Source organism: Pseudomonas sp. m6p (genome assembly GCF_055760375.1).
Genome location: NZ_CM147084.1, coordinates 1 through 25,211 on the forward strand (window position 1 = coordinate 1; position 25,211 = coordinate 25,211).

At 58.0% G+C, this 25,211-nt stretch carries 18 protein-coding genes and 2 pseudogenes; 13 read left to right on the forward strand and 7 right to left on the reverse strand.

Annotation, left to right across the window (positions count from 1 at the left end; all coding sequences use genetic code 11):
- Positions 1-134 precede the first annotated feature (134 nt).
- The 4 genes from ACYZUM_RS00005 (at position 135) to ACYZUM_RS00020 (ending at position 5,373) form a co-directional block, all read left to right on the forward strand.
- Positions 135-1,424 (forward strand): phospholipase C/P1 nuclease family protein, encoded by a 1,290-nt coding sequence (locus tag ACYZUM_RS00005; RefSeq protein ID WP_108181617.1) that lies wholly within the window; start codon positions 135-137, stop codon positions 1,422-1,424.
- 44 nt (positions 1,425-1,468) lie between these two features.
- A complete protein-coding gene (locus ACYZUM_RS00010) occupies positions 1,469-3,427 on the forward strand; it encodes a DUF1302 domain-containing protein (RefSeq protein ID WP_108181618.1) in 1,959 nt (652 codons plus the stop codon).
- Positions 3,428-3,575: 148 nt separating this feature from the next.
- Complete coding sequence (locus tag ACYZUM_RS00015) at positions 3,576-4,949, forward strand: DUF1329 domain-containing protein (RefSeq protein WP_108181619.1); 1,374 nt, start codon at positions 3,576-3,578, stop codon at positions 4,947-4,949.
- Between the two features lie 211 nt (positions 4,950-5,160).
- The gene (locus tag ACYZUM_RS00020) at positions 5,161-5,373 is read left to right on the forward strand and encodes a FitA-like ribbon-helix-helix domain-containing protein (protein ID WP_041066888.1); all 213 of its coding nucleotides are present in this window, start codon (positions 5,161-5,163) and stop codon (positions 5,371-5,373) included.
- Positions 5,374-5,543: 170 nt separating this feature from the next.
- Here the strand turns inward: ACYZUM_RS00020 and ACYZUM_RS00025 are convergent, their stop codons facing one another.
- Together ACYZUM_RS00025 and ACYZUM_RS00030 are read right to left on the reverse strand one after the other, a co-directional pair.
- The gene (locus ACYZUM_RS00025) at positions 5,544-6,407 is read right to left on the reverse strand and encodes a methyl-accepting chemotaxis protein (RefSeq protein WP_371260362.1); all 864 of its coding nucleotides are present in this window, start codon (positions 6,405-6,407) and stop codon (positions 5,544-5,546) included.
- A 42-nt stretch (positions 6,408-6,449) separates the two neighbouring features.
- Positions 6,450-7,463: pseudogene (locus ACYZUM_RS00030) on the reverse strand (methyl-accepting chemotaxis protein); the annotation flags it as partial.
- 255 nt (positions 7,464-7,718) lie between these two features.
- Here ACYZUM_RS00030 and pmrG point away from each other — a divergent pair.
- Positions 7,719-8,390 carry a lipopolysaccharide core heptose(II)-phosphate phosphatase PmrG gene (pmrG, locus tag ACYZUM_RS00035; RefSeq protein ID WP_108181621.1) on the forward strand — a complete coding sequence of 224 codons (672 nt, stop codon included), beginning with the start codon at positions 7,719-7,721 and terminating at the stop codon, positions 8,388-8,390.
- A gap of 77 nt (positions 8,391-8,467) precedes the next feature.
- Here pmrG and ACYZUM_RS00040 read toward each other — a convergent pair whose 3' ends face one another.
- The 4 genes from ACYZUM_RS00040 to ACYZUM_RS00055 all read right to left on the reverse strand — a co-directional run bounded on the left by ACYZUM_RS00040 (position 8,468) and on the right by ACYZUM_RS00055 (position 13,199).
- Entirely contained in the window at positions 8,468-9,946 is a 1,479-nt protein-coding gene (locus ACYZUM_RS00040) for an ArnT family glycosyltransferase (RefSeq protein ID WP_108181622.1), read from the reverse strand.
- A gap of 30 nt (positions 9,947-9,976) precedes the next feature.
- Positions 9,977-10,564, reverse strand: a complete 588-nt coding sequence (gene rimJ / locus ACYZUM_RS00045) for a ribosomal protein S5-alanine N-acetyltransferase (protein WP_108181623.1) — start codon at positions 10,562-10,564, stop codon at positions 9,977-9,979.
- A 220-nt stretch (positions 10,565-10,784) separates the two neighbouring features.
- Positions 10,785-12,191 carry a DUF2252 domain-containing protein gene (locus tag ACYZUM_RS00050; RefSeq protein WP_108181624.1) on the reverse strand — a complete coding sequence of 469 codons (1,407 nt, stop codon included), beginning with the start codon at positions 12,189-12,191 and terminating at the stop codon, positions 10,785-10,787.
- An 84-nt stretch (positions 12,192-12,275) separates the two neighbouring features.
- Positions 12,276-13,199, reverse strand: coding sequence for a PliI family lysozyme inhibitor of I-type lysozyme (locus tag ACYZUM_RS00055; protein ID WP_108181625.1), 924 nt, complete (start codon positions 13,197-13,199; stop codon positions 12,276-12,278).
- Positions 13,200-13,404: 205 nt separating this feature from the next.
- Here ACYZUM_RS00055 and ACYZUM_RS00060 point away from each other — a divergent pair, with 205 nt between their 5' ends.
- Positions 13,405-14,445, forward strand: coding sequence for a DMT family transporter (locus ACYZUM_RS00060; protein WP_108181626.1), 1,041 nt, complete (start codon positions 13,405-13,407; stop codon positions 14,443-14,445).
- Positions 14,446-14,758: 313 nt separating this feature from the next.
- On the opposite strand, the pseudogene ACYZUM_RS00065 reads toward ACYZUM_RS00060, so the two are convergent.
- Positions 14,759-14,922 (reverse strand): annotated as a pseudogene (locus tag ACYZUM_RS00065) (IS5/IS1182 family transposase); the annotation flags it as partial.
- A gap of 255 nt (positions 14,923-15,177) precedes the next feature.
- Here ACYZUM_RS00065 and ACYZUM_RS00070 point away from each other — a divergent pair.
- From ACYZUM_RS00070 to ACYZUM_RS00100, 7 genes are all read left to right on the forward strand, one after another.
- The gene (locus tag ACYZUM_RS00070) at positions 15,178-15,387 is read left to right on the forward strand and encodes a hypothetical protein (protein WP_108181627.1); all 210 of its coding nucleotides are present in this window, start codon (positions 15,178-15,180) and stop codon (positions 15,385-15,387) included.
- Positions 15,374-18,673, forward strand: a complete 3,300-nt coding sequence (locus ACYZUM_RS00075) for a helicase-related protein (protein ID WP_142580043.1) — start codon at positions 15,374-15,376, stop codon at positions 18,671-18,673. Before ACYZUM_RS00070 ends, ACYZUM_RS00075 begins: the two co-directional genes overlap by 14 nt.
- Positions 18,670-19,371, forward strand: a complete 702-nt coding sequence (locus tag ACYZUM_RS00080; RefSeq protein ID WP_108181629.1) for a DUF4391 domain-containing protein — start codon at positions 18,670-18,672, stop codon at positions 19,369-19,371. Before ACYZUM_RS00075 ends, ACYZUM_RS00080 begins: the two co-directional genes overlap by 4 nt.
- The gene (locus tag ACYZUM_RS00085; RefSeq protein ID WP_108181630.1) at positions 19,368-22,061 is read left to right on the forward strand and encodes an ATP-binding domain-containing protein; all 2,694 of its coding nucleotides are present in this window, start codon (positions 19,368-19,370) and stop codon (positions 22,059-22,061) included. The genes ACYZUM_RS00080 and ACYZUM_RS00085 overlap by 4 nt, the downstream gene beginning before the upstream one ends.
- Before the next feature lie 83 nt (positions 22,062-22,144).
- The gene (locus ACYZUM_RS00090; protein WP_473061220.1) at positions 22,145-23,272 is read left to right on the forward strand and encodes a site-specific DNA-methyltransferase; all 1,128 of its coding nucleotides are present in this window, start codon (positions 22,145-22,147) and stop codon (positions 23,270-23,272) included.
- A 39-nt stretch (positions 23,273-23,311) separates the two neighbouring features.
- Positions 23,312-24,292 (forward strand): IS5-like element IS1384 family transposase, encoded by a 981-nt coding sequence (locus ACYZUM_RS00095; RefSeq protein WP_010466230.1) that lies wholly within the window; start codon positions 23,312-23,314, stop codon positions 24,290-24,292.
- Positions 24,293-24,397: 105 nt separating this feature from the next.
- Complete coding sequence (locus ACYZUM_RS00100; RefSeq protein ID WP_473061221.1) at positions 24,398-25,204, forward strand: DNA methyltransferase; 807 nt, start codon at positions 24,398-24,400, stop codon at positions 25,202-25,204.
- Positions 25,205-25,211: the final 7 nt, after the last annotated feature.

The window sequence follows — 25,211 nt, forward strand, 5'->3', positions numbered from 1 at the left end:
AGCTCCTACACAGGTGAGCGGTGAGCTTCATATGGCGCTATCGGAGAACTTTTCTGGTGAGATCGGACAGTGTCAGCGCCTGGGTCGGTTGTTAGGCTCAACCCCCACAGCACCTCCAATAAGAATTAAAAGCAATGAAGCTGACTTTTCTCCTGTTGCTGCTTTGTGCCACGGCCCCGACGGCGTGGGGCTGGTCGAACCACACGGTCGGCAGCTATCTGGCGTTGCAGGCACTGCCGGCGCTGCGCGATGCGCCGCCGGTTGCCGTCGAGCCGCTGGAGCGTTTTCTCGCCGAGCAATATCCGGCCGTGGTCGCGCTGCTGGAGCAACAGGAAAGCTTCGCCCGTGAACACTTCACCCAATACCCGCCGCGCCCCGACAACCTGAAGTTGCCCGCCGTATCGAGCGACCATCTGCGCCACGACTTTCTCACCGCGTTGCGGCTCAATCCGCGCATTCATCTGGCGATGGTCATTCAGCCTTTGCCGGGTCAAGACCTGCCCGAGCGTGAACACTTGTCGGCCGATCAGGTGATGGTCGAGCAGACGCTGTCACCGTGGAATCGCCAGCGTTTCATTCGCGTGGCAGAGGGCGAGAAAGTCGCGGCGCTGGCGGTATTGGCGAGTGCTGCCGACGAGCCGGATTACGGTCACGACATCAATCTGTTCAGCGACAACCCCGGCGAGGTCGGCGCGCGGTATGGCTTCGGCCCGCAGCCGTTTGGCGATGATCGTTTCCAGTACAGCTCGCAGGCGCCGTTCCACATGGGCTTCTTCCATGAAAGCGCGGTGGTGTATGCCGCAGCCGGATTTCTTCAGCGCAGTTGGCCGGACTGGCGCGCCTATCAGTACCTGGGGCTGGCGCGTCTGGCGTTCGCCACTGGCCATCCGTACTGGGGCTATCGGTTCTTGGGTTGGGGCGTGCACCACGTGCAGGACTTGACCCAGCCGTATCACGCCAAGCCGTTGCCCGGGGTCGAACTGCCGAGTCTGTTGTTGCTGGAGGGCAAAGCGCTGGCCGGTTTTGCCGATGATAAAAAAGCCTCCATCGAACGGGTCGCTACCCGCCATATGGAAGTCGAGAAGTACCAATCGACCTGGTTGCGCCGGGTACTGCGCGCCGGTCAGGCGCATCCGATGCTCGCGGCCTACTCCGATGTGGCTCAAGACCAACAGTATCCGCCGTACTCGGTGGGCTACTTGCGCGACGTGGTCAGCGCCGAGTCGGTCGAGGACTCGGCGGCGTTCGATGAAGCTATCGGCCAATGGCTGGAGACGGCCCCGGTGACCAGTGATTTCAGCAGCGGCAACCAGTTGCAGCGCGAGCGTTTCGAGCATCCGGCACTCAATCAGCAGCTGTTCAAACTGCTCGGCCATTTCGGCGCGCACAGCCGGATTTATGTCCGTGCGGGACTCACACCGTAGCCATCGCGGTCACGCAAAAAAACAATAAGAACAAGGAGGAACCCATGATCAACACTCGATTGCGCCTCACCGGCGTGGCAATTCCCGGCGTCGGTCTGGCGGGGCTGCTGCAACTCTGTGCGGTGGATGCGCTTCAGGCTGCCGAGTTCAGCGTGCTGGACAATCAAGTCACCGGATCGATCGACACGACCCTGTCCTATGGCCGTTTGTGGCGGGTGCAGGGCCGCGACAAGAACAACGACGACGTCAACACCAACGACGGCAATCGCAACTTCGATACCGGGCTGGTTTCCGAGGTGTACAAGATCACTTCCGAGCTGGAGGCCAACTACCAGAACTACGGGATGTTCCTGCGCGGCACGGCGTTCTACGACACCCAGTTGATGGACAAGCGCAACGATTACTACCGTAACAACAACCCGGCGCAGCCAAGCCAGAGCTACCCGCAGGATGATCGCTTTACCAGCCAGACCCGCGACATCGCCGGCAGCCGGATCGAGATGCTCGACGCCTATGTCTACGGCAACTGGGACGTGGCGCAGATGCCGGTGACCGCGCGAGTCGGGCGTCAGGTGTTCAACTGGGGCGAGGGGATTTTCTATCGCGGCGGGATCAACACCACCAACCCGGTGGACGCCGCCAAGTACCGCTTGCCGGGCGCCGAGGTCAAGGAGGTGCTGATGCCGGTGGAGGCCGTGAGCTTCAACATTGGCCTCAGCGATTCGTTGACCATGGAGAGCTTCTACCAGACCAACTGGAAGGAAACCCGCATCGACCCGGTTGGGACTTTCTATTCGCAGACCGACCTGTTCGCCGATGGCGGCAACACCGGTTACAACAACTTCAGCGGCACCGCGCTTGATACCCCGGTGCCGGGGTTCGGCAACGTTATCGGGCTGTACAGCGCACTGGGCAACAACCCATTGCTCGCCCCGGCGCTGAAAAGCACCGGCCTGTACGCCAACGGCGTGACACCGGCCTACGGCAATACGCTGAAAGTGGCGTCGATCGGCAAGGACTACAACGCACGCAACGACGGCCAGTTCGGCTTCGCCTTCCGCTATATCGCCGAGGCGCTCAACAGCACCGAGTTCGGCCTTTACCTGGTCAACTACCACGCCAAGGAACCGACCATCGCCGCAGATCTGGGTGGCTACAAGGGTATCGACATGAATGCCCTGACCAACATGCTCTCCACCGTCGCCGGCAGTCAGGCCGGGGCGCTGGCCAACGGTCTGGCGACGGCCGATGTGATGGGCAACATTCAGGCGCATCGGCGTTATGCCGAAGACATCCGCATGTACGGTTTCAGCTTCAACACCACGTTGGGCCAGGCTTCGGTGTTCGGCGAGATCGCCTATCGACCGAACCTGCCGATCGGGATTGCCGCGACTAACGACTTGATCGGCGACCTGGCCAACGGTGCCGCTGTGGCGGTGACCGGTAAGCCCGTCAACGTCGGCGGGCAGATGGTCACCCTCGACAGCGAGATCAACAACGCCGAGCGCGTGGAAGCGTTCAACACCTCGCTGGGCAGCATCTACAACTTCGGCCCGACGCTGTCGTTCGACTCGATGTTCGGCATCTTCGAACTGGCCTCCGAACACCTGCGCGGCAGCAGCCTGCAATACACCGCCTACGACGGCAGCACGCGCTATTACGCCGGTACCGGCAACACCTCTTATGTGTCCGGCGGCGATCGCGACGATCAGGTCAATCGCAACTCTTACAGCTACACGGTGATGTTCAACGGCACCTGGAACGATGTGTACGCCGGGGTCAACGTCTCGCCGTACGTCGTCTACAAGGACGACTTCAAGGGCAACAGTTATCAGGCCGGCAACACCATCGACGGGCGCAAGGCTTACACATTGGGGATCAAGGCCAACTACCAGAACAAGCTCGAAGCCGAGGTGCAATACACCAACTTCTGGGGCGGCGGACAGAACAACGGGATTCGCGACCGCGACAACGTCGGGTTCAACCTCAAGTATTTCTTGTGAGTTTCAGACGCAGATCCCGGGACAACTCATCCCCCTGTGGGAGCGGGCTTGCCCGCGATGACGGCAGCACATTCGACATCAATGGTGGCTGACCCACCGCTATCGCTGGCAAGCCAGCTCCCACAGGGTATGCATTCTGGAGAAGAACATGTTTCATATTTCAAGATTGACGAAGACAACGCTGGCGCTCGTGCTGGGTCTCGCTGCGAGCAGCACATTGGCCGCCATCACCCCACAACAAGCCGAACAACTGAAAACCACCCTCACGCCCATGGGCGCCGAGCGTGCCGGCAACGCTGCCGGCACGATTCCGGCCTGGACCGGCGGCATCACCCAGGCGCCAGCCGGCTACAAACCGGGCCAACATCACCCGGATCCGTATGCGGCGGACAAGCCGCTGTTCACCATCACCAAGGCCAATCTGGAGCAGTACAAGGCCCACCTCAGCCCCGGTCAGATTGCGTTGTTCAATAGCTATCCCGACACGTTCCAGATGCCGGTCTATCCGTCGCGCCGTTCCGGTTCGGCGCCGCAATGGCTGTATGACAACACGTTGAAGAATGCGACCTCAGCCAAGCTGCTGGAGGGCGGCAGCGGATTCGCCGATGCCTACGGCGGCGTACCGTTCCCGGTGCCCAAGGACGGTATCGAAGTGCTGTGGAACCACATCACCCGTTATCGCGGGATTTACGTGGTGCGTCGTGCGTCCGAAGCCCCGGTGCAGCGCAACGGCAGCTTTGCCCTGGTCACCTCACAGCAAGAAGCACTGTTCAATTTTTATCGTCCGGGCGGGCAGTACGCCGACCTGAAAAACATCCTGTTCTACTACCTCGCTTTTGTGAAAAGCCCGGCGCGGTTGGCCGGTGGCGCGGCGTTGGTCCACGAGATGCTCGATCAACTCAAGGACCCGCGCCAGGCCTGGGTCTACGACGCCGGCCAACGTCGCGTGCGCCGTGCGCCGAACCTGGCGTATGACACGCCGATCGCCTCATCCGATGGCCTGCGCACCGCCGACGATACCGACCTGTTCAACGGCGCGCCGGACCGCTACGACTGGAAGCTCAAGGGCAAGCAGGAGGTCTACATCCCCTACAACAACTACAAGGTCGGCAGCCCCGACGTGAAGTACGCCCAACTGCTGACCCCGGGCCACCTCAACCCGCAATTCACCCGCTATGAGCTGCACCGTGTGTGGGTGGTCGAAGGCAACCTCAAGCCGGGCGCGCGACATGTCTATTCCAAACGCGTGCTGTTCCTCGACGAGGACAGCTGGGGCGCGGCGCTGGTCGATCAATACGATGGGCGCGGGGAGTTGTGGCGGGTGTCGATGGCCTACCTGAAAAACTTCTACGACCTGCCGACCACTTGGAGCGCACTGGACGTGTTTCACGACCTGCAGGCCCGCCGTTACTACGTGCAGAACCTCGACAACGAAGAAGCCTCCACCGTCGACTTCTCGCAACCGGTGCCGGAAGACGCGTATTTCATGCCGTCGGCGTTGCGCCAACGCGGGACTCGCTAAGGGGCACCGGACTGCTGATCGAACGCAATCCCTGTAGGAGCTGCCGCAGGCTGCGATCTTTTGACTTTGATTTTAAAAACAAGATCAAAAGATCGCAGCCTGCGGCAGCTCCTACAAAGGCTCGATCAAATGGCGTTACAACCTGAAAACGAAGATTCGTAAACCGAGTGGTAGTCTCACTGCTTCGATGGCTGTATCGCTGGAGTACATTGTGGCGAGTTTGACTATCAGCAATCTTGACCTTCAGCTCTATGAAGAACTGCAGTTAGCGGCAGATATTAATAATCGTTCGATTGAAGAGCACGCGCGTGTGATGTTGCAGAAAGCGCTCGAGCAGAATCAATCTGCCGCTGGCTTGGGGACTCGAATTCATAGACGATTTAATAATGTCGGTGACGTTGAATTGGATGTGCCGTCACGCTGAGCCAGTATTTTCTCGGCATCGCCAATTTTCAGTGGCAGTAAATCTGACGCCATCGCGGGCAAGCCCGCTCCCACAGGTTTTTCGGTCGTTCACATATTTTGTGTTCGACTCGTTTCCTGTGGGAGCGGGCTTGCCCGCGATTGGATTTACGCTTTGGCGCTGACTGAAGATCAGACGCGGAAGTGGCTGACCATCTGCTGCAACTGACCGCCCAGGCGCGCCAGTTCAACGCTCGACGCTGCGGTTTCATCACTGGCCGCGGCGGTCTGTTCCGACACGTCGCGCACGTTGATGATGCTGCGGCTGATTTCTTCGGCCACGGCGCTTTGCTGTTCGGCCGCGGCGGCGATCTGCTGGTTCATCGACTGGATGTTCGACACCGTGCGGGTGATGTTTTCCAGAGAGTCGCCAGCCTTGCGGGTCAGGGCCACGCTGCTGTCGGTCAGGGCGCGACTGTTGTTCATCACGGCGGCCACTTGCTGGGTGCCGTTCTGCAGACCGGCGACCAGGCCTTCGATTTCTTCGGTGGATTTCTGCGTGCGTTGCGCCAGGCCACGGACTTCGTCGGCGACCACGGCAAACCCACGGCCGGCTTCACCGGCACGCGCGGCTTCAATCGCTGCGTTGAGTGCCAGCAGGTTGGTCTGTTCGGCCACGGCCTTGATCACGTCCATGACGCTGCCGATCTTGTCGCTTTCCTGTTGCAGCACGCTCATGGCTTCAGTGGAACGCACCACTTCGCTGGCCAGACGTTCGATCTGGGCGATGGCTTCATTCACTACCTTGTCGCCTTCACGGGCTTCGCCGTCAGCGGCCGCTGCGGCTTGCGAAGCTTCTTCGGCGTTGCGCGCGACTTCCTGCACGGTGGCAGTCATCTCGTGCATGGCGGTGGCCACCTGATCGGTCTCGACCTTCTGGCTGTTCACCCCGGCGCTGGTCTGCTCGGTCACGGCCGAGAGTTCTTCGGCGGCGCTGGCGATCTGAGTGACGCCGTCGCGGATCCCGCTGATCAGGTCGCGCAGGGTCACGCCCATACGCGCGATGCCTTGTTGCAGCACGCCGAGTTCGTCGCGGCGGGTCACGATGACGTTCTGGGTCAGGTCGCCGCTGGCAATGCGCTCGACCACGGCCAGCGTATCTTGCAGCGGACGGGTGATCTGACGGGTGATGATCACCGCAGCAATCACACCGACCAGCAGTGCCAGCAGGGTGCTGATCAGCTGGAGCGTACGGGCCTGGGCGCTTTCGATGTCGCGACGGTCGAGCTGGATCTGGTACAGCTGCTCGCTGGTGGTGACGATGGCCGCACCCTGATCGGTCATCTCCTTACGCGCCTGCACCGCTTCGCTGTTGGCGTTCTTGTAGGCCTGCAACGCGCTGCGGTAGTTGGTCAGGGCGGTTTCCAGCTGACGCAGAGCGTCTTGCTGGGTCGCGGCGAAATGCACGTTCAGTTGCTTGAGGCTGTCGATGGCCACGTTCAGTTGGCCGACGGCTTTCTGCTCGGTTTCGGCGTTGGTGGTGGCGGTGTAGCCGCGCACTTCATAGCGCGCGAGGATGAACGCTTCCTTGGCCTGGGTGATGGCCTGGAACTGCTCGAAGCGCTGCTCGCTCATGTCCATTTGCTGCACGCGCTTGCTGATCGCTTCGATCAGGTTGTAAGCGGTGTCGGCGTTGCTGCCCATCACGTCGCGGGCGCTGTTGCCGGTGCGGTAGGCGTTGCGCATCTTGTTCAGCGAAGTCTGGTATTCGGCGATGGTCGCGGCCTGCTCTTTCAGCAGTTTGACGTTTTCCGGGCTCTTGAACTTGTTGATCAGCGCTTGTTGTTGCGCGGCGAAGCTTTCGAGGGTGGTTTGCACATTCTGCGCGGCGGTTTCGTCGCCGTTGGTCAGCATGTATTGCAGGCGCACCACGCGCAGCTTGGTCAGGCCGGCGTTGAGCTGGGTGATGTCGCTCATCCAGTTGCTGCGGTCGATCAGACCGCCGAGGCTGGTCCAGCCAGTCAGGGCGAGGACGCAGGTCAGGGCCAGGACCAGGCCGAAGCCCAGACCCAATTTCATGTTCACGCTGATGTTGCCGAACCAGCTATTCATCACAATTCCTCCAGGAACGTTGAGCTACTTGATCGTCGGTCAGGCTGGAAGATTGTTGTTTTTTTGAGCCAGCAAGGGGGTTAGCAGGTCTGTATCGGCCGCAAACACGAGAGCTGAAAGGATTTTGTCCGACGGAATTTGTAACAAGGGCGTTTCAAGACTTTTTTCACATGCGTTTCACTCGCCACTTACGCCCGCTTCTCTACCCTCGCCGCATCGTATTGACTGTGATGGATGCCGACGAGGCGGCCCGATGTGGAATTGAGACTGAGTCTGTTCGGCGTCAAACGCTCGATTTCCCTGAGTAAGCTGGCCCGCTATCGCAACACGTGGGTGGTGCTCGGTGCGTCGCTGCTGGTGATCCCGCTGACCCTGTGGCTGCTCGCCCCGGCGGCGGTGCCTGACCTGGCCCACGGCAATGTGTCCGGTGCCAAGGCGCTGGCGGCCGGTTGGGCCAAGGGCGAGATGATTGTGCTGGTGCGTCACGTCGAGCGCTGCGATCACTCGCCGGCGCCGTGCCTGAGTGGTGACGACGGCATCACCGACCGCTCGCGCAGTGTCGCGGTCGGTGTCGGCGCACAGTTCGAGCATTTGGGCCTGAATAACGCCGATATCTACAACAGCCCGATGCTGCGCACTGTGCAGACCGCCGGTTACATGTTCAATCGCGCGGCTACCGGCGAAGACTGGCTGATCAGCTGCAAGGGCCACATCCTGCAGGAAGCGCTGGCGCACAAGCTTGCGGGGCGCAATCTGATTCTGGTGACCCACAGCGAATGCATGGCGGAGCTGGAAAAGGATCTGAATTCGCCGGTTTCGGACCCGGGCTATGGCTCCTCGCTGTTTGTTTCCGCTGCGAACAAAGCGGCCCCGCGCGTGCTTGGCTTCATCGAAGCCTCCGACTGGCAGTCAGTGAGCACTCGATGAACTGAGGTGGGCAAAGCGTCGGCCCAAACAAAACCCGCCAGTGACGGCGGGTTTTTTATTGGCTGGCGCGAAGGGCGTCAGTAGCCGACGAAGTAGTACGCCTGGCGCCCGACCATCATGGTCTTCAGCACTTTGAGTGGTGCGGCGGGTTCGCTGTCCGCGGAGATCACCGCGACGTTCGAGGGCGAGGCACTGAGGAAGTCATGCAGTTGCGCGTCGGTGTCCAGTCCCTTGAGCACACGTTGGGTGTAGAACACGCTGGCGCCGCCGACCCGCTCATTGGCCTGGAACAGCGCGACCTGCTGACCGTTGGCTTGCAGGCTCTGAATATGGTCAGTCAGCGGCAGGAACGACAGTTCTTTATCAGCGTTGGGCAAGGCCCACTGGGCCGCGCCGAGGTAGCTGGCGATCACCACCGTGAGCAAACCGGCAGCAATTGCCTGACGATGACGGGCGACTTTTCCGATAAAGCGGTCTGCGTTTTCACGCGCCTGCAAGCGCTCGAACAACACGCGCGCATACTCGGCGGCGATCACCGCCGCAGCCGGGGTCATCGACATCAGGTACACCGTGCGTTTGCTGGAAGCAAGGGTCAGCATGATGAACTGCGCGACGATCCACAGGCTGAAAAACAGCAAGTAACGGTTGGCCTTCAGCTCCTTGCGGAAATGCCACAGGCCCAGATACACCAGAATGTTCCACGGCAGGAACGCTTCCGGCAGTTTGGCCAGATAGTAATAGAACGGCTCGTAATGCCCGGCCTCGACGAACGAGCCGCTGAAGCGCCCGACGCTGTTGGTCAGCAGCACTTCAGCGACGGCGTGCGAGCCACCGCGCTGGTAAAGCACGATGAGCCAGATCAGCAACGGAATCAGGCCCACCGCCGTGAGCAGGCCGGGTCGCAGCCACGCGCCGATCTTCAGGCGTCTGTCGATCAGGTTATCCGCCAGCAGGTAGGCGAAAATCACCACGCCGGGCATCGCCAGTCCAAGTACGCCCTTGCTCAACGTGGCGATAGCGATGCCGACGATAAACAGCAGCGAGTTAGCCGCGTTCGGTGTGCGTTGCGCCTGAAAGAACGCCAGCAACGCCGTGGTTACGCCGAGCGCCAGCAGCGCATCCTCGCCGACGCCGCGCACGTTGCTCCAGTAACTGGCCATGGTCGCCAGCAATATCCCCGCCGTCCAGGCGAGCGCTTTCGGCCGACCGAAGCGGCGCAACATGCCGTACAGCACCATCACACTGAGCAACCCGGCCACCGCCGACGCCAGCCGCACCGCCCACGGCGAAACGCCGAACACGCGCATGGCGCCGGCGTCCAGCCACAGGCTCAGCGGTGGTTTTTCCAGAAACGGTTCGCCGAACAGGCGCGGCGTCACCCAGTCATCGTCCAGGTGCATCTCCATGGCGATCCCGGCGACCCGGGCCTCGGTGGAGCCTTGCAGCTGGTGGTTACCCAAAGCGAAAAAAAACAGCAGGGCGGCGAGTAGAAACAGCGAAGTGGCGGCACGCGGCATGGATTTCAGGCAACCGGAAAGGGCAGGAGCCTTGAGCATACTTCGCCAATGCTTAACAAATTGTGAAACTCACGCCAGTTGTCGTGACCAACGCTTTTCCGGCGCCTCGAACACCGGATTGACCAGCGCCGTCAGCACATGGTCCTGCCAACGCCCGGCGATGTTCAGGTAGGCCTTGGCGTAGCCCTCGCGTTCGAAACCCAGACGCTCCAGCAACCGCGCACTGCGCTCGTTGCCGGGTATGTAGTTGGCCATGATCCGGTGCAGGTTCTGCGTGTCGAACATGTAACCGATGCCGGCCTCCAGGCCTTCCTGCATCAAACCCTGACCCTGATGCGCATGGTCAATGTGATAACCCAGATAACAGGCCTGAAACGCACCGCGAATGATCCCGCTGAAATTGCACGCGCCGATCATCTGCTGGCCGTCCGGCGTCAGCAGGGCGAAATGCATCGCCAGCCCGGCCTCGTAGGCACTGGCCTGAACTTCAAGGCGTCGGCGAATCTGTTCGCTGGAGAAGTATTCGGTGGTGCGGATGGGCGACCAAGGGGCGAGGTGGCGCTGGTTGCGTGCATAGAACGCACTTTCCAGTTCGGCCTGTTCCGGGGCGAGGATGGCGAGCGTCAGGCGTTGGCAGGGCAAGGTCAGCAGCGGCATCGTGCGCTCCGGTGGGCAGGGTCGAGGGACAGGATTGATCATGGGGCGGGAAAAAACAAACCGCGCGGATCGTTACCGCAGCAAACGCCAGGCAAAAAAAAGCCCGCGGGAGAGCGCGGGCGAACCGTAGTTTCTTGAATGAGCGAGCGGACTGTACCGTGTTGATCGAAGTAGGGCAGTGAAGAAAAATTCATCTCGACAGCGAGCGCTCTGCAGCGTGTCAAGGCAAGTGATCCGCTGCAAAATCCGCTTCCGAACGTGCCCGCAGCCGGCCCTTGCGGCAAGCCTGCTGAAAACGTTCGAAGTCGCGTTCGTTCTGCGCGGTGTAACTGCGGGCGTATTTGAACAGGGCGTCGGCCAAGGCATCGCCCTTGCCGATATAGCCGCTGATGACCGCCGCATTGCCCGAGGCTTTGGCGTGGGCGCGGGCCAGTGCGCGACCGCAGACCCGGGCATAGGCGGCGAAGGTTTCGGCGTCGAAGTTTTCCAGCTCGGCGGAGATCTTCATGTCGCGTAATTGCCGCACATAGAAATGCCGACCGTGGGGGCCGGTGGTCCAACCGAGAAACAGATCGCTGGCCGACTGCATCAAGCGCTGCCCCTCGACCACCCGTTGGCCTTCATGACGCGTGCGGGACTTGGCCTTCACATAGTCGGCGAGCACCGAGCGGCGCGCCTCCTTGAACTGCAGAAACAACGGAAATTCCTGATCGTCTGTCAGCAGCGCCACCAGACATCGGGTGCCCACACTGCCGACACCCACCACTTTGAACGCCAGATCCTGTACGTGAAACCGCGAGAGCAATTCTCGCCGGTCAGCCTGCAGCGTGGTGCGATAGTCACGCATGAACGTATCGAACAACGGCCGCCAGTCCGCCAGCCGCAACCAGTCATCGTCGGCGTCGAGCAGCGTGGTGTTCTTGTGCAGGTGGAAAATTTCCGGCAGGTCGTCACGAATGACCAGTCGCCCGTTGGCGTCGCGCTCACTGATTTTCGGCAGCAACTCGGCATGGGTGCGCCGTTCGGCTTTATCGACGGCACGCTGCACATGCTCCAGCGCACTCTTGCGTGCCTGATCGAGCAAGTCTTCGTACTTGATCGATTCGTACCAGGTTTCCAGCGCACTCTGTTCGGCGCACTCCAGCATCGTCGCCTGATAGGCACCGACCATCTGCCGACAGACCTCGTCCTCAACCGACTCGCCATGGCGCAAATCCCGCGCCGCCACCACAAAACTCGCCGCCAGCCGCTTTACGTCCCATTCCCAGGGCCCGGGATGCGCCTCGTCGAAATCATTGACGCTAAACAACAGATTGCGCTCCGGCGTGGCGAACCCGCCGAAGTTCATCAAGTGTGCATCCCCGCAGATCGGCCCGACCAGCCCCATGTTCTGGGTGCTCGACAGATCATGCGCCTGCAGCAGCGCGTTGCCACGGAAGAATGTGAAGGGCGACACCAGCATTCGTCCGTAACGCAACTCCACCAGCGAAGCGACACGGCCCTGACTCGACGCTTTGATCAGCGGAATCGGATCGCGGCTCATTTTTCCAGTGGTGGCGTGGGCGCTGCGCGAGCATTTTTTGCGGGCGTCCTTGCCTTGCTTCATGCGGTCTTGGAGGGTGGTCATGGGGGCTCGTCGTGGCAGTGGGGGCGGTGTGAGTGTAGAAGTGGTTCAGGGGTTTATCCGCCGGCCGTAACGATCCCGGTCATTTCAGAATTCCGTGACCTTGTCCTCGCGTAAAATCCACCCGGCTTCACCCGCCACCAACGTGTACTGAACCTGACGCATCTTCCCCGTACGACCCGCACCCGCGTCGGCGCTGTCATACACCGGGAAGCGTTGCACCAGCCTGTTTTCCACCACGGCAAACGAGTCCTCGCCCTGATAACCCTCGGCGGTTTTCGGGTTGTCACTGACCGGAGGCAAGTAGATTTCGCTCAGGGATTTCTTGTTGTTGGCCGAATAGGCGATCAGTTCGCCCGGCATGCCGCGTCCGGGCGAGCGGGTGAACACATAGAGTTCAGGGGAGCCGTCGTTGTTGAGATCGGCGACTTCGGCGCGTACCACCTCACCGCTGAGGGCCTGAATGATGACTGTATTGTCGATCTCCAGCCCCTTGGGAGCGATGTGCAAAGTGGGTTTGCCATCGACCTGTTCAGTGCTGACGTGAAAGGCAATGCCCTGCAATTCCAGCGTCTGATCGAATGGTGGCTGACGGCTGATGGCATCGCCATTGACCAGCCTCAGCGCCAGCTCGTAGTTGGCCACTTCATTACGTCGTGCGGCGTTGCGCATGAGGTAGACCTGAATCGTGTACTCGCCATCGCTGGGCAATGTGCCGAGGAAGTGATTGCCCATGATCGAGCCATTGAACAGCGCGTAATCGGCCTCCTTGGCAGCGATGTTGAAGTAAGCGGAGGTGTTGGAGGGCGTGAAGTCGACGGTCAGCATCTGGCCGGCCTTGGCGTTGAACCGGTACTCCGCCGTCTGGTCACCCGTGATCGACTGTTTGCGCTGGACGCTGTCGGCACTGGTTGTGAACGCGATCGGTTCGACGCGCACAGTGGGGGCGTCGGCCGCATGGACGGACAAGGAAATCAGCGCGGCCAGCGCTACGGCGATCCAGCTCTTCATCTTCAACTCCATTGCATCTCGATGTTCGCAGCATAGAAGCTGCATCGAGCGACCGCCCAGAGATTGCGCGGATTAAATGTTGCTGGATTTGAGCACGTACCCGAGGCCGTGTTCCCTGACACGAATCAGCTGTTCACATAATTCTCACCTGAGTTTTGCCATGATGCTTGCTGGTATTCCATCGGCCCCAGCGAGTGATCCCGGCATGAATATGAGCGTTCTCTACGCATTGATTGCGGCAGCGCTGTTTGGCGCCAGTACGCCCCTCGCCAAACTGTTGGGGGTACAGATTTCGCCGATTCTGCTCGCCGGGTTGCTCTATCTCGGCAGTGGTCTGGGTTTGACCGTTCTGCGTTTTGCCCGCGATCGTGGCTGGAAACCTTCCGGGCTCGGCACCGGTGAATGGCCATGGCTGCTCGGTGCCATCGGCTTCGGCGGCGTGTTGGCGCCAGTGGCGCTGATGTTCGGTTTGACCCGAACGTCCGGCGCGAGCGCGTCACTGATGCTCAACCTCGAATCCGTGCTCACGGCGCTGCTGGCGTGGGTGGTGTTCAAGGAAAATGCCGACCGCCGAATTGTGATCGGCATGCTCGCCATCGTCGCCGGTGGCGTCGTGCTGTCCTGGCCACAAGAGGCCGTTTCGACGCAGGACTGGACCGGGCCGCTGGCTGTGGCTTTCGCCTGCTTTTGCTGGGCCATCGACAACAACCTGACCCGTAAAGTCTCGGCCTCGGACGCACTGTTCATCGCCGGCAGCAAAGGCCTCGTGGCCGGTCTGGTCAACTGCACACTGGCCCTGTTCATCGGCAGCCAACTACCCGCCGCCGCCTCGCTGTTTCCGATCCTGCTCGTCGGCTTTCTCGGCTACGGCGTCAGCCTGGTAATGTTCGTCCTCGCCCTGCGCGGCCTCGGCAGCGCACGCACCGGCGCCTACTTTTCCACCGCACCGTTTCTCGGCGCAGGCATCTCGATTCTGCTGCTGGGCGAATCGATATCGCTGATGTTCCTGCTCGCAGCAGCGTTAATGGCCGTGGGGGTATGGATTCATCTGATGGAAAACCATGTTCATGAACATCAGCACGAACGGCTTGAGCATGATCATCGGCATACACACGATGAGCATCATCAACATACGCATGGGTTTGAGTGGGATGGGGTGGAGCCGCATAGCCATCCGCATGTGCATACGCCGATGCGGCACAGTCATGCGCATTTTCCGGATGTGCATCATCGGCATGGGCATTGAGTTGGCGTGGGGGGCGACGTTTGGCGGTGAAGCGGGAGTGAAACGCGAGATACGACAAGGCCCGCACTTGGCGGGCCTTGTCGTTGAGGGTTGGTGGGCCGGTGTAATTTGAAACGATTCACTATCTATTTGTTTTTTCTGATTAATAATTTATTGGTCAACTTGCCTGGAATACCAGTTGGGACGCTGCGAGGTCCGGATTCCGATGGACGGTGCTTTTTGAGATCTGCCCAAAAATCGAATCGGAATCGAGTCTATCAAGCAAATGGTCGCGCTGTTGATTGCTGCCCTTGAGCTCGCAGGCCATGGACTCCTAGGCTCCGTACGAAAAGAGGTGTCGCAAAACCGCATGGAACAAGCGAGCGATACCCTAGCTGCATAGCTTTTCGCGAGCTTGTCCAAGCGTGTCACGATCCGGCTGTTCTTTTTCTCCCAGCCAAACATGCTCTCGATGATGTTGTGCTGTCGATACTTGGGTCAGATCAAAGAGTCTGGCTATGCTGCTATTGCCGCCAGTAGTAGCCCGAACACTCATGCAGAAGTGCGTTAGGAAAGTCCTAATTCCTGACCAATAAAGGGCTCAGAACCTTCCATTGCGCAGTCGAGGGTCGATTATGTGGCTCTGCGGGAGGAAGCGCATAAGGTAGGCGGCGCACCCGTTTTGATTTCTTTGTGTCGCTATTGATGGCAAGGCGCAGTACATTTGCAGCACAAATACTGCTGGACTGAGTCATGAAGCGTCCCAAGGATGAAACCCTGTCCATTCGTACCTCTAGAGACATTAAGCAGCTGCTGCGAATTGCAGCGGAAAGAGAGCGGCGCTCCATAGCCTCGATGATTGAGGTGCTAATCCTGAAATATGCTCGGGAGCAGGGTCTGCAGGCAGAAGCACCGTTAGAGGAAGAGACGAAAAAAGGTAAGGGAAACGATGGAGCTCATTGACAATATTACAAGGTTGCTGGGTGATGACCTCAGGGCGACGTTAAAGCCCGGTTCCCGCCTGAATATCGCAGCGTCTTGTTTTTCGATGTACGCATTCGAAGCTTTGAAAGCAGAGCTGGAAAAGATCGACGAGCTGAACTTCATCTTCACCTCGCCGACGTTCGTTGCCAATGAGGTTGCCGACAAAATCCGTAAAGAGCGAAAGGAATTTCACATCCCGAAGCTGGATCGTGAGCGCAGCCTGTACGGTAGCGAGTTCGAGATTCAGTTGCGCAACAAGCTCACGCAGCGAGCGATTGCTAAAGAATGCGCAGAATGGATGCGGCGCAAGGCGACCTTCAAGTCGAACCGCAGCAAGGCCCCGATGCAGCAGTTTGCCTGCGTGCAATCTGCTGAAGCGGACATCTCTTACATGCCATTACATGGATTTACGGCCGTCGATCTCGGTTACCAGCAAGGCAATGCTGTTTCCAACCTCGTCAACAAAATGGATGAGCCAACTTTCACGGCAACTTACCTAAGCCTATTCAATCAGATCTGGAGCGACCCGGAAAAACTGGAAGACGTCACCATGCAGATCTGCGATCACATTGCGGCTGTCTACCAGGAGAACTCGCCCGAGAGCGTCTATTTCCTGATGCTTTACAACATCTTCAACGAGTTCCTGGACGACATCGATGAGGACGTTTTACCCAACGACCGTACCGGCTACCAGGACACGCTCATCTGGAAGAAGCTCTTCAACTACCAGAAGGATGCGGCCACTGGGATCATCAACAAGCTAGAAACCTATAGCGGCTGCATCCTGGCGGACAGCGTTGGCTTGGGGAAAACCTTCACAGCCCTAGCCGTCGTCAAGTATTACGAACTGCGCAACAAGTCGGTGCTGGTGCTCTGCCCCAAAAAACTGGCGGACAACTGGCTCAACTACAACCGTAATCTCAAGACCAACATCTTTGCCCGTGACCGATTCAGCTATGACGTGCTGTGCCATACCGACCTCACTCGCACGAGTGGCGAATCGTTTGGCACTCCGCTCAACCGCATCAACTGGGGAAACTATGACCTCGTCGTCATCGATGAATCGCACAACTTTCGCAACAACGATGCCTTCAAGGATAAGGAGACCCGATACCAGAAGCTGATGAATAAAGTCATCAAAGACGGTGTGAAAACCAAGGTGCTGATGCTTTCAGCTACCCCAGTGAACAACCGCTTCAATGACCTACGCAACCAACTCGCCCTAGCCTACGAAGGCGACTCCGAAAACCTAAGCAAGAAGCTGCGTACTGGCAAAACTGTCGAGGAAATTTTCCGTGGTGCACAGGCCAGTTTTAACGCTTGGTCAAAACTTCCACCTGAGGAACGCACGGCTCGTGCCATCTTGGACTCGCTCGACTTCGATTTCTTCGAGTTGCTCGACAGCGTCACGATCGCACGCTCGCGCAAACACATTCAGACCTTCTACGACACCACGGATATCGGGCAATTCCCTGAGCGGCGCAAGCCCTTGTCGTTTCGTAGCCCACTGGTTGTGGGTGCTGAGCAACGAACGGATGTAATGAGCTTCAACGAGATTTTCGAGCAGCTGTCTCTGCTCAAGCTCGCTGTATATGCCCCCATCAGCTACATCTTGCCTAGCCGCTTGGAGAAGTATGAAGAGATGTACGACACGCAGGTTGAAGGCGGTCGAGGCAAGCTGCGTCAGGTAGACCGGGAAAAAAGCCTGGTTGCACTGATGACAACGAATTTGCTAAAGCGCCTTGAAAGCTCTGTTTATGCATTCCGCAGCACACTTAATTCTTTGAAAGAAAACCACCAGCGCGTTCTCGGGTTGATTAAGGAGTTCGAGAGTCGGGGCGGAGTTACAGAAGTCGCCAGTCTTACGGACTCCATGGACTCAGTTGACGCTGAAGAAGACGGCATCCCTTCATTTCATGACTTGGAAATCGGCAACACTATTCGGATAAAGCTGGCAGATATGGATCTGCCTTCTTGGGAGCATGAACTCCAGGTTGACCTGGAAATCATCTCCGCGTTACTGGCCTCGATGAGCAAAATCATGCCAGCCGAAGACGCCAAGCTGCAGCACCTGAAATCGCTAGTACTCGACAAGATTGCCAATCCCATTAATCCCGGCAATAAAAAAGTACTGATTTTCACGGCTTTCGCTGATACGGCCGATTACCTCTATGACAATCTGGCCACTGAGCTGCTCGCCAATCAGTACTTGCATACAGCGAAAGTCACTGGCAGTAGCGCGCCTCAGTCGACGCTAAAAAACACAGCTCAAAAGAAAAGCTACGACTTCCAGGAGCTGCTCACCCTCTTCTCGCCGTGCTCCAAAGAAAAGGCCATTGTCCTGCCCAACGAACCGGCTGAGGTCGACTTGTTGATTGGCACCGACTGCATCTCCGAGGGCCAGAACCTGCAGGACTGTGACTACCTCATCAACTACGACATCCACTGGAACCCCGTGCGCATCATCCAGCGCTTCGGTCGAGTGGATCGCATCGGATCGCCCAACAGCAGCATCCAACTGGTCAATTACTGGCCCGACATCTCGCTCGACGAGTACATCAACCTCAAGGAACGCGTCGAGAGCCGGATGATGATTGCCGACGTCACCGCCACGGGTGACGACAATGTGCTTAGCGCCCAAGCCAACGATGTGTCCTACCGCAAGGAACAGCTGCGCCGCCTGCAAGAAGAAGTCATCGAGCTGGAAGACCTGAAAACGGGCGTTTCGATCACAGATCTGGGGCTCAACGACTTCCGCATGGACTTGCTCAACTACGTCAAAGCCAATGGCGAGTTGAGCAACGTACCGAGCGGCATGCACGCCGCTGTGTCAGCCAAACCTGAGCTTGGCCTGCGTCCAGGCGTGATATTTACACTGCGGAACCGCAACTCGAGCGTCAGAGTTAGCCAGCATAACCGTCTGCACCCGTATTACCTCGTCTACATCAGTCGTGAGGGTGAGGTCATTCACGATCATACCGAAGTCAAACGCCTGCTCGATCTGGTGCGCAGTTGCTGCAAGGGGCAAGCGCAGCCCATTCCGGAAGCCTGCAGCCTGTTTAACAAGGAAACTGTAGACGGACGCAAGATGCAGGTGTATTCCGACCTGCTTGGCAAGACGATTCGCTCGATGATCGAGGTGAAGGAGGAAAAGGATCTGGACAGCCTGTTCAGCGGCGGCAAAACCACTGCGCTGGTCAACACCATTGCCGGTCTGGACGACTTCGAGCTCATCACCTTCTTGGTAATTCAGGAGGCCGGATGAGTCATATCTCGCCATTGGAGTCGAACGCCGCGTTCATCAGCTACCCGAAGCAGGCCGCTTTTGGCCGCAACCTGCCAAAGAACAAGATCTACGAACACAGCGGAGCCAACACACGGCTGAAAGATTTGTTCGTCGAACAAGTGGAACAGATCTTCTGGCAATACAAGCTGGCTCCGGAAACGATCAACCTGCCCGCTAGACCCAGTGTGCCGGAGCTTCAGATCTTCGCCATTCAGCTCAAGACGTCGGAGCTGAATCTGGATGTGTTGCGCTGCATAGATGGTGCGGTGCAGTTCCCCATCATCTTCGAGCTGAGCTTTGACGGCCGAACGCAGGTAGTCGCCGCGTACAAGCGCCCGAACGAATCAGGCGCGAGCCGTTGGGTGTTGAGCGACTACTTTGCGACGGTGTGGTTACCGAGCGATGTGGAGCGCGCCGCCATGCCGTTGGCGCTCGATTTGGGTGGCTTGTACGAACAGGTGCTTCACCGCCTGATTCCCACACCTGCGCGCCAGCAAGAAGGCCTTGGTGACTTGGTCGCTCGTGTCGAACAGCTTGCGGCGAAGCAGCGTGAGGTCGAGAAGGCCGCCAGCAAGCTTGCCAAAGAAAAGCAATTCAACCGCAAGGTGGAGATCAACGCGCTCTTGCGACAGCTAAGAAACGAACTTGAACAGTTGACTGGTAGGGAGAGCCCATGACGCAGAGCCTGAATGACGAATCGAAGAGACACATCGAGCAGGTCGCAGGCGAGGCGTTAGCGCAACTCGAAAGCATCGCCGAAGCCTCCAAGAGCAAGCTTCTTGATGGACGAACACTGGGATCCGATGCCCTGGCAAGCATCAATACGATGACGTCCAGTTCGGCTATCCAAAGACTGGATCAGATCAGCCAGGCGAACCGTGAAAGCTACCGGGTATTGGTGGCAGAGCCCGCCATTGCTCGCGTTGTGGTGATTGATGAAGAGGGCGAAGAGAAAACCTACTACATCTGCCGCACTACGCCGGTATCGGGATTTCCCAATTTGGCCAGCTACCGGGCCCCTGTTGGACGATTGGCCTCATTGGCGATTGGTGCAGAGTTCACGCTTCCCAATGGAACCGTTGTTGAGGTTCTTGAGCGAGCTCAACTCCGTCCAAGTGCACTCGCCGATGGGTGGGACTCTCGCGACACCGTGGTTGAAGCCGAGCATTTCGGGCCTCTCACCATCGAGTCGCTGCGAGCGCTGCTGACTGAGGTTGCCGGGGAAGAGGTCACAGAGGACATCCTGGGCCAATTGCTGGCCGAGGAGACCGTCAAGGCCAACATCATCGACGGCGTTCGCCGCAGCGTCATCACCAAGATGGGGTTGCGGGATCAGCCCGTACTCGATCAATACCAGGACGAGATTTTCCGTCTTCCTCTCGACAAGCGCCTGCTGATCTTGGGTCCACCCGGTACCGGCAAAACGACGACCCTGATCCGGCGCCTCGGCCAAAAGCTCGACACCGCTTTTCTGGAAGAAGGCGAGCAACGCCTGGTTGAGACAGTTGCTGCAGTGCAAGGCGTTGCGCATTCCAACAGCTGGCTGATGTTCACGCCTACCGAACTGCTCAAGCAGTACCTCAAAGAGGCTTTTGCCCGAGAAGGCGTTCCTGCCTCTGATCTGCGCATTAGAACTTGGCAGGACTATCGGCGCGAGTTGGCCAGAAACGCTTTTGGCGTTCTTAGGACTGCTTCTGGCGGCGGCACCTTCGTTCTGAAAGAGAGCTTGCCTAGCCTTAGCGAAGCTGCACTCGACCGGCCTATCCAATGGTTTGACGATTTCGATGCATGGCAACGCAGCGTCTACGTCCAGGAGCTGCATGAAGCAGCGGCTCTACTCCATGATGCCAAGGCCCCTGACGTCAAAAGCTTGGGCGCACGCTTGCAAGACATCTTAGCGCGTGCCGATGATGGCACTCTGGCCACCACATTCGGATCATTGGCCGCAGAACTCCCCAAGGTGCAAGCGCTTGTCACCAGCCTTAAGGACGCCTCCGACGGCAAGATCAAAGCTGCGCTCAATCTGCAGCTCAACCGCAACCGGGCATTTTTAGATGAGTTAGCTCGTGTCATCGACAGTTTGCAGCAGGCGCAGGCAACTGAGGCCGACGAGCAAGACGATTTCGATGCCGACGAAGAAGAAGACACCACAACATCGCGCACGGGCCGCGCGGCTGCTCTCAATACCTACATGCAAGCCGTGCGTGCCCAGGCTCGGTCAGCAGCCTCCAAGCGTATGCTGAGCAAGACTTCTCGCAACGGCAAAATCATTGAGTGGCTGGCCGATCGTGGCCTGGCAGAGACCGACCGTGCAGATGTGGGCGCGAGCCTTCTGGTGCAGACTAATGCCCGGCGCTTCGTGAACCCGGTCAAACGCTACCTCGACGGCATTCCAAAACACTACCGTGCGTTCCGGCGTGAACGCCAACATACCGGGAACTGGTATCGCAGGGAGGGCTTCGAGGCTCGCGACATCCATCCGCTCGAACTCGATATTGTACTGCTGGCCATCTTGCGCGCCGCAGGCGACCTGATCAGCCGGCCCAGCGTCCTGCGCGATATTGACAGCCCCGCTTGGTCATCGCTTCAGCCCATTCTGGAGCACTACCGCAACCAAGTATTGGTGGACGAGGCGACTGATTTTTCGCCCATTCAGCTGGCCTGCATGGCAGCACTGGCTCACCCTCAACTGCGCTCGTTCTTTGCGTGCGGCGACTTCAACCAGCGCCTGACTACTTGGGGCGCGCGTTCCGCTGACGACTTAAAGTGGGTTTTTGCCGACTTCGACATCAAGGAGATCACCGTCTCCTACCGTCAGAGCAAGCAACTGAGCGACTTGGCCCGAGGCATGATCCGCGCCGTCGCTGGTACGGAGCAAAACGTCAGCTTACCCGCGAACATGGATAGCTCGGGTGTGGCCCCTGCCTTGTTGGAGCATGCTTGCGATACGTCGGTCGTTGTCAGCTGGCTCGCAGATCGCATTCGTGAGATTGAGCGCTTTGTAGGCCAATTGCCGTCCACGGCTATCTTTGTGAATACCGAAAACGACGTGGCCCCGGTGGCGGATGCACTGAATGCCGCCCTGTCCGAGCACAACATTCAGGTCATTGCTTGTCGCGAGGGGCAGGCCGTCGGGCAAGAAAGCAATGTGCGTGTGTTCGATATCCAGCACATCAAGGGCCTGGAGTTCGAAGCTGTTTTCTTTATTGGCATTGACCAGCTTGCCGAGCTACATCCTGCGCTCTTCGACAAGTACTTGTACGTGGGCACCACTCGTGCGGCCACTTATCTGGGCGTGACCTGTGAGGGCACCTTGCCATCGGCTATCGAGAGTCTGCGGGTGCACCTTTGCCAGGACTGGCAATAGACGACTGAATTTATCAAAACGAACTTGAACAATTGAGCCGCTGAGCTTCTTTTACGGAAGCACGGCTGCTAGAGGAAAAGAACATGGAAAACCTAAAAATGCACTCGCTCAATATCACACAGGACAACATCTCCCGCATTCGTGATCTGTTCCCGGGGTGCGTCACTGAGGCCAAGGGTGAAGACGGTGGCGTGAAGCTGGCGGTGGACTTTGATCAGCTACGACAAGAGTTGGCTGATTCAATCGTCGAAGGTCCGCAAGAGCGCTATAACCTGAACTGGCCGGGTAAGCGCGAGGCGATGCTGACGGCCAATGCCCCTATTGCCAAAACATTGCGCCCTTGCCAGCACGAAAGTGTGGACTTTGATAACACGAAGAATCTGTTCATTGAGGGAGATAACCTCGACGCGCTAAAGCTACTGCAGGAAACATACCTCGGCAAGGTCAAGATGATCTACATCGACCCTCCGTACAACACAGGCAACGACTTTATTTATGAGGACGATTTCGCGGAGGAGACTGAAGGCTATCTGCAACGTTCAAATCAAAAAGACGATGAGGGGAATAAACTAGTAGCAAACACTGCATCGAACGGGCGCTTCCATTCTGACTGGTGTTCCATGATGTATTCGCGCCTTCGTCTCGCAAGAAATCTTCTTAGTGAAAACGGTGTCATCTTTATTTCGCTTGACGATGGTGAGCTTGCAAATCTTCGCAAGATTTGTGATGAGATCTTCGGTGAAGACAAGCTTATTGCGACGTTTATTTGGAAGAGCAGGCAAAACAAAGATAACCGCTCAAAGAACGGAGCGTCCGTCGATCACGAGTATGTGCTTGCTTATGGTAAGTCAATTCGGGGGTCGGACAGAGATCTGACTGCGTATTCGAATCCAGACGGCGATTCGAGGGGGGACTGGACTAGCGCAAATATGGTTGGCCTTGCTACTGCAGATCGTCGACCGAACCTTCATTACGATTTAATCGACCCGGCAACCGGTATTAACTACGGACGTCCGCCAATGGGGTGGCGTTATGACCGAAACACAATGGCTAAGTTGATTGCAGAGAATAAAATTCTCTGGCCCGCTGCGTCGGATGGAAGACCTAGGAAAAAAGCGTTTGTTCAAGAGTTAGGTTCTGAACAGACTGGATACTCTTCAATAATTGGCAAAGACATTTACACTAGGGAAACTCTGAAAAAGACTTTCTGATTTGGCAAAATACCGCGACCCCACCCACCGAGTTTCCCGATGAAGCAGATGACCTTCGCCGACGCCGAGTACGCTGGCAAGCGCAAGCAAACCCGCAAGGAGTTGTTCCTGATCGAGATGGATCGGGTGGTGCCGTGGAAGGGCTTGATTGCTTTGATCGAGCCACATTATCCGAAAGGTGAAGGTGGCCGTCCGGCCTACCCGTTGATGGCGATGCTGCGTGTGCATCTGCTGCAGAACTGGTTCGGCTACAGCGATCCAGCGATGGAGGAAGCGCTGTACGAAACCACGATCCTGCGCCAGTTTGCCGGGCTGAACCTGGAGCGCATCCCCGACGAAACCACCATTCTCAACTTCCGCCGCTTGCTGGAGAAACACGAGCTGGCGGCCGGCATCCTCGCTGTCATCAATGGCTATCTGGGCGACCGCGGCCTGTCGCTGCGCCAGGGCACCATCGTCGATGCAACGCTGATCAATGCGCCCAGTTCGACCAAGAACAAGGACGGCAAGCGCGACCCGGAAATGCACCAGACCAAGAAGGGAAACCAGTATTATTTTGGCATGAAGGCCCACATCGGCGCCGATGACGAATCGGGTCTGGTGCACAGCGTAGTGGGCACGGCGGCCAATGTGGCGGATGTCACCCAGGTGGACAAATTGCTGCATGGCGACGAAAACGTGGTCTGCGCCGATGCAGGCTACACCGGTGTCGAAAAGCGGCCCGAGCATGAAGGACGTGAAGTTATCTGGCAGGTGGCGGCACGCCGCAGCACCTACAAAAAACTCGATAAGCGCAGCGTGCTGTACAAAGCCAAGCGCAAGATTGAAAAGGCCAAGGCTCAGGTGCGCGCCAAGGTCGAGCATCCGTTCCGGGTAATCAAGCGCCAGTTCGGTTACACCAAGGTGCGCTTTCGCGGCTTGGCCAAAAACACGGCGCAACTGGTGACACTGTTCGCTCTGTCGAACCTGTGGATGGCGCGCCGACATTTACTGACGAATGCAGGAGAGGTGCGCCTGTAATGCGGGAAATGGCCACCGGAGTGGGGTCCGGGTGGCGAAAACGTAAGAAATACTCGTCGAATTGATTGTTTTTTGATCATTTGGCGAGTTTAAAAGTTGCGCTAGGTGGTATGCCGGGGAAATACATGGCTACTTCAGACCATCCCTAGGAACGGTACGTCTGATATTGAGGCGCTTTTTGGAAGTCGCGTGATGGATTTTCCAAAGCCAGTGTCTCTGCTAGAAGAACTGATCAAACAGGCAAATGTAGACTCAGCCGAAATCGTACTGGACTTTTTTTCAGGTTCAGCGACAACCGCGCACGCAGTTTTAAAGCTGAATGCAGCCGATGGAAAAAATCGAAGATTTGTGATGGTTCAGCTCCCTCAACACTGCGATGACACATCTGAAGCCTCCAAAGCTGGATATGGAACCATTGCTGATATGTCGAAAGAGCGAATCCGACGCGCAGGGCAATCAGTTATTGATGCGGTGAAAGTTCACGAAAACTGGAACAAAGATGTGGGTTTCCGCGCCTTTAAGATAGATACATCTAACATGGCCGACGTCTACTACGCACCAGATGCGATGGACAAAGCAAAGTTTGATCTGTTCGTTGACAACATTAAATTGGATCGCACGCCAGCAGACCTGCTGTTTCAGGTGATGCTGGACTGGGGCATCGATCTGGCCCTGCCCATTACTAACCAGCCCATTCAAGGTAAAGACGTGTTTTTTGTCGATGGCAATGTGCTTGCCGCCTGCTTCGACGCCAGCGGCAGCATCGATGAAGCCTTTGTGAAGGAACTGGCCAAGCAGCAGCCCCTTCGTGTGGTGTTCCGCGATGCAGGCTATAGGGACAGCTCGGTCAAGATCAACGTCGAGCAGATTTTTAAGCTCTTGTCGCCCGCCACCGAAGTCAAATGCATTTGAGGGGCGA